The sequence below is a fragment of the Actinomadura soli genome, from assembly GCF_005889715.1.
Taxonomy (GTDB): domain Bacteria; phylum Actinomycetota; class Actinomycetes; order Streptosporangiales; family Streptosporangiaceae; genus Spirillospora; species Spirillospora soli.
This window is the reverse complement of sequence record NZ_VCKW01000273.1, coordinates 1-10,468: the sequence shown is the minus strand read 5'-3', so window position 1 is coordinate 10,468 and position 10,468 is coordinate 1. Positions and strand designations below refer to the sequence as shown.

Here is a 10,468-nt window from a genome sequence, read left to right as displayed (position 1 = left end):
CCCCGAGGTGGAGCTAACCCCACCCCCGCCTAGGGGAGCAGGAGAGTCTTGGCCAGGACGGTGCGTTCCTCGATGGCCGTGTGGGCGTCGGCGGCGCGTCCCAGTGGGAATGTCTGGCCGATGACGGGCTTGAATACGCCCTCGGCGGCCTTCTCCAGGGCACTGCCCAGGAGGCGCATGCGTTCGGTCCTGCTGATCTGCACGTCTCGGATGCCCCGCAGAGTGATGCCCCTGCGGTCTGCTTCCTGCGTATCGACGGCGGTGAACCCGCCCAGGGTGGAGCCGTGGGCGGAGAAGGTGCCGCCGTCTCGCGTGGCGGCGAAGGCGGCGAGGCCGATCTCGTCGCCGACGCCGTCGAAGACCACGTCGACCTTCCCGAGGATCTCGTCCGTCCAGCCGGGCCTTGAGTAGTCGAGGACGACGTCGGCGCCCAGCTCGCGGGCCAGCTCCAGCTTTCGCCCACCGCGTGCCGCTGCCACGACCCGGGCGCCCTGCGCACGCGCGAGCTGGACGAGAAGGACGCCCATGCCGCCGGTCGCGCCCACCACCAGAACGGTGTCCCCGGCCTTGACCTCGGTGCCCTCGAAAACGCAGAGCGTGGTCACGCCGTCGTGCAGGAGCGCCGCGGCCTCGTTGAAACCCAGGCCGTCCGGCAGCGGGAGGACGTTCTCCAGTGGTGCAGCCACCTGTTCGGCGTATCCACCGTTCACGACGGACGCCACCACGCGGCGACCGATCCACGCCGGATCGACGTCCGGCCCGGCGCTGATCACCTCACCGGCCCCGCCCCCGCCCGGCACGTACGGCGGTGTCGTGTCGAAGAACTCCCTGGCGCTGCCCGCGCGGATCCGGGTCTCCACGAACATGGTGTCCGCGGCGGCCAGCGCGATCACGACCTCCCCAGGACCGGCCACCAGATCCGGCGCCTCGCGCACCCCCAGGACCTCAGGCCCGCCGAACTCCTCTACTTCAATCACTCGCATGTTCCGGTCCCCTCCTCGTCAGAGGACCAGTCTCAATCCTCAACCTTGCTTAAGGTCAAGATGAGCAGCTGTGCGCCCCATGATCACGCACTGGTGGGGTGGAAGAGCGGGCATCCGGGCCGCCGCGAGGCAGCGCGCCGCTTGCGGCTCACCCTCGTGGACGCCCTCGGCGGTCACGATCGCGCCGAAGGCATCGCCCAGGCGGAGAACCCGGAGCGTCGCGGCGACCTGACGGCCACGGTACGCAAGGCGTCGCCGTGGAAGCGGAACTCGACGTCTCCAGTCAACCGAATTCCGTGTGGACAATGGTCCGTTCCAGCTCGATCATCTCGTGTTCCCAGTGCGACGATCAGCGCCTTGGACTCGTGTCTCCCGTTCGTCTTTGCGAAAGAGAATATCGTCCCGTCTGAAGTCGTAGGCGCCGTGCGGGCCGGATTCGGTTATGGGCCGGAATTCGCGCCATGACTTCAGCCGAACGGGGAGTCAGCGGGTGGGGTGTTAGCTATGGTTTGCGGATTATGTCGCAGTGGAGCAGGCGGACGCAGACGGGTTTGTGGGTGGCGGCGGTCGCGGTGAGTGTGGCGCCGGATACGGTGGGTTGGGTCAGTTCGCTGTTCGGTTCAGGGTCCGAGAAGTACATCGTGGGCGGCTCCTCCCTCGCCCTCCAATGTGACGGCTTCCTGCAGTGGCTGGATTTCTCGATGTCACCGTGGTACGTGCGGCTGAGCACGATGCCGTACCTGGTCCTTATCCCGGCATTTCTGGTGTGGCTGGTGACCAAGCGGCGTGCCGTGGGATGGGTCGCCGCCGGGGTTATCGGGCCGGTGATGGTCTGCGAGCCCCTGCTGCTGGGGTACGACGCGGCCCGGTGGGGCGGTGCGTGCGCCGACTTATGGCTGTTCCCCTATGCCGGGCGGCAGATCGTTTCATGGGCGATCGGCCTGGTCCCCGTGGTTCTGATCCTGACGGCGACCTACCGTCCGGGCAGGCGGGCGGTCCGGGCGGTTTCGGCGACCGTGGTCGTGAGTCTCATGTTCGGCGTCGCCGCCGATGCGCAGCCACCGAGGACGGTGATGACGAGCCCGGACGACTACAAGGCCGTGAGATATGTCGACGGGGAGAACACCGAAACGCTGGCGTCTGTGGTCGAGCACCTATCGCAACATCAACGAAGGCTCGCCTACGTGTGTTCGCTCCGCGGATATCCCGGTCTCCTGGCATCCGGATCGAAGCGTCCGACCGAGGACGATCCGCTGTCCGACGGCGTCCTTCTCGACCAGGGGGAGCGTGCGTGCCGTGGAGACAAGCAGATGTCGCCACACGATCTGGGGCGTCGCGGGGCACGCTGGCCGACCACCAAGGAGATGGCTTATCTGTGTCCGGAAACAGCGCTCCCGCAACAACGCGAGGCAGATCGTCGGAACGCGGAGAGCGTGGCGGAATACAGACGTTATCGCGTGAAGGCCCTGGCATATTGCAAGCGGACCGTCCCCCATGGGCCGCGCCCTGTCCGGCAGTTCACCGATCTCATCTCCGGCGGCGAGAGCAGCAGTTACTCCGTTGGTTCCGGAGACGACAGCACGTCGTTCGACAAGGCCCTTCACGACGGGCTGGTCGCCGCCGCGGGCCAGACGGTCACCGTTTCCACCGGATCGGAAGGGGACGTGTGCCTGACCGTACGGGCCTACCGGGAGGCGCCGCCGCTGGTGACGAAGGGGTGGGAACGCGTCGCCGAAGTCGGCTTCGACAGCGCGGACGGACGGGCCGAGGTCGGTTCGCTCTGGGCGCCGGTGGAAGCGCCGCCCGTCACCGCGGCCGGGCCGGGGCCTTACCGATTGCGCGTCCATGTCCGAGGCCGCAACGAGCCCGAAGCGTTTTCGCCCGAAATGCCGAAAGAACATCACCTGATCGTCGTATTTCCTGGCCGGTCCAAGAAGCAGGAGCTCTTCAAGAACGCCGAGCGCTAGCGCCTGGTGGAACGGGACGGACCCTGCCTTATACTCGCTGAATGGACGACTATTACGAACTCGGGTCGCATACGTTTCCGGTGACGGCCGCCTCGCCGGAGGCGCAGATCTGGTTCGACCGGGGTTTGATCTGGCGCTACGCGTTCAACCATGAAGAGGCCCTTCGGTGTTTCGAAAAGGCCGTGGAGCGCGATCCGGGTTGTGCCATGGCGCACTGGGGCATCGCCTACGCGTCGGGCCCCTACTACAACAAGCCGTGGGACGATTTCACCCCGGCGGAGGCTGCGGAGAGCCTGGCCGACGCGCGCCAGGCGATCGCGGCCGCGATCGCGCTGACCGGCTCCGTCACGCCCCTCGAAAGTGCCCTGATCGAAGCGCTGCGGAGCCGCTACCCCTCGGACCGGCTGCCGTTGTCGGACGGGTGGAAGTCCTGGGAGGACGCGTACGCCGCGTCGATGCGGGAGGTCTACGCGCGGTTCCCGGACGTTGCCGATGTAGCGGCCCTCTTCGCCGAGGCGATGATGAACCGGACGCCGTGGCAGCTCTGGGATCTGGAGAGCGGCGAACCCGCGCCGGGCGCCGACACCGCCGAGGTGATAGACGTGCTCGAACGCGCGTTGCGGCGGTCGGAGAATCGCGGAGAGCTACCGCATCAGGGCATTCTGCATCTGCACGTCCACGCCCTCGAAATGTCGCCGGACCCCGGACGCGCCCGCCAGTCGGCCGACGCCCTGCGCGAGGCCGAGACCGACGCGGGTCACTTCCTGCACATGCCGTCGCACATCTATGTCCAGCTCGGCGACTACCAGGCCGCGCTGGCCGCCAATGAACGGGCGATCGAGGTCGACCGCAAATACGTGGAGCGGGAGGGCCCCTTCAATTTCTACACCCTTTCGCGCTGCCACGACTTCCACTTCAAGATCTACGCGGCGATGTTCCTCGGCCGGTACCGTCCGGCATTGGAGGCCGCGAACGAGATGGTCGACGCCATTCCCGAGGAACTGCTGCGCCAGGCCGAGCCGCCGATGGTCGACTGGCTGGAGGGGTTCGTCCCCATGAAGGCGCACGTGCTCGTGAGGTTCGGCAGGTGGCGGGAGATCCTCGACGAGCCGCTCCCGGACGACCCCGATCTCTACCTTGTGACGACCGCGACTTTCCATTACGCGAAGGGTGTGGCCCACGCCGTCCTCGGAGAGCTGCCCGAGGCCGACGCCGAACGGGCACTGTTCGAGGAGGCGTTCTCGCGGGTTCCCGAGACCCGCCGGTTCTTCAACAACCGGTACGTCGACATTCTCGGCATCGCCGCCGAGATGTTGAAGGGAGAGATCGAGTACCGCAGGGGAGAGTTCGCGAGGGCCTTCGCTCACCTGCGCACGGCGGTGGACAACTATGACCGGCTTCCCTACGACGAGCCTTGGGGCTGGATGCAGCCGCCCCGGCACGCCCTGGGAGCGTTGCTGCTGGAACAGGGTCACGTGGACGAGGCGGCGGAGGTGTACAGCGCCGACCTGGGGCTGGCCGACACGGCGCACCGGGCGGCCCGTCACCCGGACAACATCTGGAGCCTCCACGGGTATGCGGAGTGCCTCCACCGGCTCGGCAGATGCGTGGAGGCCGAGTCCGTCCAGGCCCGCCTGGACGTGGCCGCATCCCGCGCCGACACCGAGATCAACGCCTCGTGCTTCTGCCGCGCGGGACAGAACGGCTAGCCGTCGATCCGGCGCTCCACCGCGGCCTGGTAGCAGGTGAGCGACCAGTGGGCGGACGCGGCGTCGTGGCCCACGGGAACGTCTTTGGTCCCGGTCGCGAACGTCACGTCCCGCGCTCCGGCGAGGAAGACGACGAAGACGTCCAGGTGGTGGTCGGAACCCTGGTACCACCAGTCGTAGCGCATGGGCCGCCGCTCGGCGGTGAAGGGTGCTTGCAGGAATTCCTGTGCGCGGGGCGGAAGGTTCCCGAGAAGTCCCTTCGCCTCCGCGGACAGTCCGATGTCGGGAGGCGCGGGAGCGGCGTCCGCCACGGCGGCGCGTGCGGCATGGGGCGGCGGCCGGTGGTCGATCGCGATATGGCGGAGCGATCCGGACGCGAAGAGGAAGGCGGAGATCGCGTGGACCGGCCGATGACCGGTGTCGATCCGCGGTTCGGCCAACGCGATGCCGGCATCGCCCGCGACGACGGCGTAGGGGCGCCCGTCGGGGCTCGACGGGTCCTCGGAGGCGTACCACTCGATGGTGTCTCCGGAGAGCGCGTTGATCCGCGCCCTGCTCTGGGGCCCGACCAACCGCCAGAGCTCTTCGCGCGTCCGCCCGCCGAACCCCATCTCACCGGCCTGGTGGAGCGGGACGGGCGCCGCCGCGCGGGGCCCGGGGAGGCCGCCGTCCCGCCGCGGCACCGGACCATCGGGGCCGGACGGCCTCATCGGATAGGACGAACCCATCAGCCGCTCCCACCGTTATGAGATCAGCGCCGTGAACGCTCCGACGATCAGAACAGTCGCGGGCACAGCGGTGGTCATGGTCAAGAGCCATGACAGCAGAGCGGACCATTCTGGGGCTTTGTGGCGAAGGGCCAGCCAAACGGCGGCCACGACTGTCAGGGACAAGCCCGCGACGATGACCTGCCCGATCACCCCCACCGGGCTGTCTCCGATCCACAACAGTGCGATGCCGAAGAGCATGGCGTAGATGAAGGTGGCGAGGGCGCCGGGCACGGCCCGCTGCGGCACCGGCGCCCGGAACTGCGGCTGCTGCCAGGACTGCCCGGCCGGCTGGGGCGGCCCCGCGTAAGGCGCGTAGGGCGCGGACGGCGCGTAGGGCGGAGCGGACGGCTGCACCGGCTGCTGCCAGCCGATGGTTCCCTGCCCGGATGCTGGGTTGATGGGCCCGGCCGGGGTCTGGGCCATAAGGCGCTGGGCCCGGGTCTCCCGGTAGCTCAGATATGCGATCACTGCCTCGGCCACTCCGGCGGTGGCCCCGATAATGTCGGTCGCGGTGGACACCCGATAAGTGTCCACCGCACGAGAACGGCTGTCACCGGGAGAACGCCGAGGACATTCCGGCCACCGGGTACTTCCTGGCCTTCAGCACGCGCACAGCCTGACCGCTCTCGGCCAGCAACGCGCGGTGGATCGTCAGCGCGTGCGGTCGTAGTCGCCGAGGGAGCGGAAGGGGATCGGGGCTTCCGTGAAGAGGCCGTCGAGGCGGCGTGCGTATTCGCGGGTCGCGGCTGTGAAATGGGCGGACGATACGTCTACGGTGCCGTACATCGCGAATGGTTCCAGCGGTGCCATTCCGATGAACCAGAGAACGCCGTGCTGTACCGGATAGAGAACGTCCGCCAGGCGGCCGTGGATGCCCCGGTCGGAGAATGAGCCTTCTCGGGCGCCGATCGTCACCGAGAGCAGGGCCCGCCGTCCGCCCAGGGCGCCTTCGGTGTAGGGCGGGGGGACCGCCGGGCCGTGGGCGAAGCCGTTGGTGAGGACGCGGTCGAACCAGCCCTTGAGCATCGCCGGGACGGAGAACCACCACAGCGGGAACTGCAGGATCAGCGCGTCCGACCAGCGCAGTTTCTCCTGCTCGGCCAGGACGTCGGGCGTCAGACGGCCCGCCAGTGTGGCCCGCTCGTGAGCGGCCAGCACGTCCAGGCGCCGGTCCGCGACGTGGTCGGGGATGTCGTCGGCGTCCACCGTCGCCTTCCACTTCATCGCGTAGAGGTCGGACACGCGGACCTCGTGCCCGGCCGCGCGCAGATGCCCGGCCGCGAAGGTGGTCAGGGCGGCGTTCAGCGAACGGGGTTCCGGGTGGGAGCTGACGAGGAGGATCTTCTTCCGTTGCATGCCGCCACGCTCTCCCGGACGCGGCCGGGCAGCCAGAACCCCGCTCGACCGGCGGACGGCCGGTCCTGGTACCGGGAGGGCCACGCATACTTGGGTTCATGGACGACGTTGACCACATCGGCGGCGACGCGCTCGGCGGTTTCCTGCGCGCCCGGCGGGAGCGCGTCGCGCCGGAGCACGTCGGGATCGCGGGCGGCGGGCGGCGGCGGGTGCGCGGGCTGCGCCGCGAGGAGCTGGCCCAGCTCGCCGGGATCAGCGTGGACTACTACGTCCGGCTCGAACAGGGGCGGGCGACGCAGCCGTCCCGCGAGGTCCTCGACGCGCTGGCCAGGGCGCTCCGCCTCGACGCGGCGGAGAGCGGGCACCTCGCCACACTGGCCGGGGACAGGCGCGGCGGCCGCCCGCCCCGGGTACGGGTAAGTCCTGTGCTCCAGCGGATCCTGGACGACATGGCCTGCTCCCCGGCCTTCGCCACGGATCACCGCCTCGACGTGGTCGCCTGGAACGGGCTCGGCGGAGAGCTGATCGGCGGCCTGGACGAACCGGGGCGTCGCGACCGCAACAATGCCCGGTTCCTGTTCCTCGACCCCGCGGCCCGGGACGTCCACCCCGAGTGGGAGGACAGGGCGGCGGAGGCCGTCGGCCAGCTCCGGGTCTCCGCGGGCCGCTACCCGGACGACGGGGAACTGGCCGCGCTCATCTCCGGCCTGTCCGCGCGCAGCACCGAGTTCCGGCGGATCTGGGCCACCGGCGAGGTCGTCATGTGCGCGGCGGGACGCAAGCGGCTGCGGCACCGTGTCGCCGGTCTCCTCACCCTGGACTACGAGACCCTGCACGTACCGGTCGCGCCCGGCGAGACGGGCGTCGTCGTGCACGTCTTCAGCGCGGAGCGGGGCAGCCGCGAAGCCGCCGCCCTCGCCCGGATCTAGGACGTCTGCGGGCGGGCGCCTCGGTGGTACAGGTCGTTCAGGTGAGCCCGTACTGCGGCGCGCATTCGGTCTGGGGTCGTGGTCTCGGGGTGCAGGGCCGCGTGGACGGCCAGGCCGTCGACCAGGGCGTGGAGGCGGTCGGCCTCCAGCTCCACGTCCGACTCCGGCGCCAGGGAACGGGCCAGCGCCAGGCAGCCGGAGCGCAGGGTCGTGTGGGCCTCCTCGCAGAGAGCGCGCAGGTCGGGGTCGACGAGCGCGCGGGCGGTGAAGGCGAGCCACACGTGGTTCTCGGCGGCGCGTTCGGCGTCCATGGGGAGGAGCTCGTTCAGGACGCGGGCGGCCCGGTCGCGCGGATCGCCGTCCAGGGCCGGGACGGCGGCGATCCGCCGCTCGATCCGCTCGATGATCGTCCGGAGGGTGAAGGCCAGCAGCTCGGGCTGGGTGGCGAAGTAGTGCCGTAGCGAGCCCGCCGACAGGCCCGCCTCCTTCGCGACGTTGCGGACGGACGCCCGGTCCAGGCCGTCCCGCCGGACCACCCGCCACACCGCCGCGACCACGTCCTGCCGGCGCCTGGCCGGATCCACCACCTTCGGCATGGGACTTTTATAGCACAACTGTGTTACATTTCGCTTGATGACACAGTCGTACTAAAAAGGAGTGATCATGAGACGTGCGCTCGTCGTCGCGCTCGCCGCCGGTCCGCTGCTGCTCACCGGGGCCGGGCTCGCCGCCGGGGCGGCCCTGCAGGCCGAGTCCGGGGGCTCGTTCGCGACTCCGGAGCGGCGCTTCGGCACCTCGGCCGTCGCGCTGAAGACCGATGAGATCGAGGTGGGGTCCGAGACGGCGCGTGCCGGGAACCCCATGCCGGACGTCGGTGAGCTCGCCGAAGTGAAGATCGTCGTGCGTCCCGCAGACCCTCGCGTTCCGCTGTTCGTGGGGATCGGGCCGAAGGCGGAGGTCGAGAACTACCTGCGCGGGGTGGCGCGGGACGAGTTCGTGTCGGCTCGGCTCAGCCCGTTCGAGCCGGTGTTCCACCGCCTGCCGGGCGCGGACAGGGCCGCCGTGCCGCCGTCGCGGCAGCGGTTCTGGGTCGCGAGCTCGGAAGGACCGGGCACGCGCACCCTCACGTGGGACAAGACCGGTGGCGCCTGGTCCGTGGTCGTGATGCGGATGGACGGCCGTTCCGGCGTGGAGGCCCACGCCTCGATCGGCCTGCGCTTCGGGTTCCTGCTCCCCGGCGCGATCGTCGCGCTGGCCGCCGGGACCGTGCCGCTCGTGTGGGCGCTGGTCGCACGCCGCCGCCGCGCCGCCACCGGCCGCCACGAGGCGTCCTGACAGGGCGGGCCGCCTGTCCGGATTGCGCCTTCTTGGGGTGTTCGCGTGCCCCCTTTTGGGGCTGCGCGTGCGACGCTCGATGGAGATCACGGACGCCTTGAGGGGTGATGGACGCGCTGCTCAACTCGCTGAACGAGGACGAGAAGGCCCTCGTCCGGGAGACCGGGAGCGGGGGGCTCGCCGGCATGGAGGAGGACGGGCTCGTCGATCTGCACACGAGGATCAGGCGCGCCCGCGACAAGTACAGCAAGCTGTACCGGCGCACCGCGAGCGCGCGGGTCGAGGAGTACGGCGGGCGGGGGAAGGCGCGTCCGAAGAACGTCCGGAACGCGCGGAAGGCGGAGGTGTTCGAGGACGCGCTCGCCCGCGTGAGCTGGTACCTGGCGCGGGCGGCGCGGCGCAGCGCGTCCGCGCTCAAGGCGGAGCGGGGCGGGGCGGCCAGGGCCGGACGCCCCGCCCCGCCGCGGGCGGGGGTGCCGGAGGCCGCGCCGAGGACGTCCCAGACGACGGCCCGCCGCAGGCCGACCAGCGCAGACCCGGCGCTGAGCCGGAGGCACGCCGCCACCAGGGCGAAGGGGGCCCGGCGGCAGGCGAGGCGCGACAGCCGCTGACCCCTGGGCCGGGTCAGGACGCGTCGATGATCTCTGGGGCGAGGATGCGGTCCAGGACCATGGCGGCGCAGCCCCTGAGGCCCGCCTGCTCGCCCAGGCGGCTGGGCTCGATGCGGAGGCTTCGGGTGGCGAACGCGGTGGAGCGCTGGTAGACGACCTCGCGCAGGCCCGCGATGAGGGGCGCGTCCGCGCCCGCGAGGTCGCCGCCGAGGACGACGACGGCGGGGTTGAGGAGGTTGACGGCGGTGGCGACGACCTCGCCGATGCGGCGTCCGGCCTCGCGCAGGAGCGCGACGGTGGCCGGGTCGCCGGAGCGGGCGAGGGCGGCGAGGCCGGGCAGGTCGCCGGCGGCGGAGCGGGCGAGGAGCGCGGCGCCGCCCGCGATGGCCTCGACGCAGTTGACGTTGCCGCAGCGGCACGGCGCCTCGACGGCGGCGGGGACGGGGACGTGGCCGATCTCGCCCGCGGCGCCGAGCGCGCCGCGCTGGATGCGGCCGCCGCTGATCAGGCCCGCGCCGATGCCGGTGGAGACCTTCACGAACAGCAGGTCGTCGACGCCGGGATGGGCGTGGTGCTCGCCGAGCGCGGCGGTGTTGACCTCGTTGTCCAGGTAGGCGGGGACGCCGAAGCGGGCGGCGATCGGCGGGCCGATCTCGACGCCGTCCCAGCGTCCGGCGGCGTGCTCGACCGTGTCGGGGACGCCGAGGCCGACGCCGCGGACGCCGGCCGCGTCCAGGCCGGAGGAGGCGAGGAGCGACGTCCATGCGTCGAGGAGGCGGGGGAGCGTCTTGCCGGGGGAGACCTCGGC

The 10,468-nt window shown here is 70.7% G+C and carries 11 protein-coding genes; 5 read left to right on the top strand and 6 right to left on the bottom strand.

The window, feature by feature from the left end:
* Positions 1 to 29: 29 nt before the first annotated feature.
* Positions 30 to 983: a zinc-binding dehydrogenase gene (locus ETD83_RS34605; RefSeq protein ID WP_138649422.1), complete on the bottom strand. Its 954-nt coding sequence runs from the start codon at positions 981 to 983 to the stop codon at positions 30 to 32.
* Positions 984 to 1,540: 557 nt separating this feature from the next.
* Between ETD83_RS34605 and ETD83_RS34600 the strand changes: the two genes are divergently transcribed.
* A complete protein-coding gene (locus ETD83_RS34600; protein ID WP_138649421.1) occupies positions 1,541 to 2,950 on the top strand; it encodes a hypothetical protein in 1,410 nt (469 codons plus the stop codon).
* 41 nt (positions 2,951 to 2,991) lie between these two features.
* Positions 2,992 to 4,659: a tetratricopeptide repeat protein gene (locus ETD83_RS34595; RefSeq protein ID WP_138649420.1), complete on the top strand. Its 1,668-nt coding sequence runs from the start codon at positions 2,992 to 2,994 to the stop codon at positions 4,657 to 4,659.
* Here the strand turns inward: ETD83_RS34595 and ETD83_RS34590 are convergent.
* The 3 genes from ETD83_RS34590 to ETD83_RS34580 form a co-directional block, all read right to left on the bottom strand.
* Positions 4,656 to 5,387 (bottom strand): hypothetical protein, encoded by a 732-nt coding sequence (locus tag ETD83_RS34590; protein ID WP_138649419.1) that lies wholly within the window; start codon positions 5,385 to 5,387, stop codon positions 4,656 to 4,658. The two genes, ETD83_RS34595 and ETD83_RS34590, sit on opposite strands and share 4 nt — an antisense overlap.
* Before the next feature lie 15 nt (positions 5,388 to 5,402).
* The gene (locus ETD83_RS34585; protein WP_138649418.1) at positions 5,403 to 5,948 is read right to left on the bottom strand and encodes a hypothetical protein; all 546 of its coding nucleotides are present in this window, start codon (positions 5,946 to 5,948) and stop codon (positions 5,403 to 5,405) included.
* Positions 5,949 to 6,080: 132 nt separating this feature from the next.
* Complete coding sequence (locus ETD83_RS34580) at positions 6,081 to 6,785, bottom strand: NAD(P)H-dependent oxidoreductase (RefSeq protein WP_138649417.1); 705 nt, start codon at positions 6,783 to 6,785, stop codon at positions 6,081 to 6,083.
* A gap of 98 nt (positions 6,786 to 6,883) precedes the next feature.
* On the opposite strand from ETD83_RS34580, the gene ETD83_RS34575 reads away from it, so the two are divergent.
* Positions 6,884 to 7,714, top strand: a complete 831-nt coding sequence (locus ETD83_RS34575) for a helix-turn-helix domain-containing protein (RefSeq protein WP_138649416.1) — start codon at positions 6,884 to 6,886, stop codon at positions 7,712 to 7,714.
* Here ETD83_RS34575 and ETD83_RS34570 read toward each other — a convergent pair.
* Positions 7,711 to 8,310 carry a TetR/AcrR family transcriptional regulator gene (locus ETD83_RS34570; RefSeq protein WP_138649415.1) on the bottom strand — a complete coding sequence of 200 codons (600 nt, stop codon included), beginning with the start codon at positions 8,308 to 8,310 and terminating at the stop codon, positions 7,711 to 7,713. The genes ETD83_RS34575 and ETD83_RS34570 overlap by 4 nt on opposite strands.
* Positions 8,311 to 8,377: 67 nt before the next feature.
* On the opposite strand from ETD83_RS34570, the gene ETD83_RS34565 reads away from it, so the two are divergent.
* Positions 8,378 to 9,049, top strand: coding sequence for a hypothetical protein (locus ETD83_RS34565; RefSeq protein ID WP_138649414.1), 672 nt, complete (start codon positions 8,378 to 8,380; stop codon positions 9,047 to 9,049).
* A gap of 107 nt (positions 9,050 to 9,156) precedes the next feature.
* Entirely contained in the window at positions 9,157 to 9,660 is a 504-nt protein-coding gene (locus tag ETD83_RS34560) for a hypothetical protein (protein WP_138649413.1), read from the top strand.
* Positions 9,661 to 9,673: 13 nt separating this feature from the next.
* Here the strand turns inward: ETD83_RS34560 and ETD83_RS34555 are convergent.
* A partial coding sequence (locus ETD83_RS34555) for an ROK family protein (RefSeq protein WP_138649412.1) occupies positions 9,674 to 10,468 on the bottom strand: 795 nt, incomplete at its 5' end.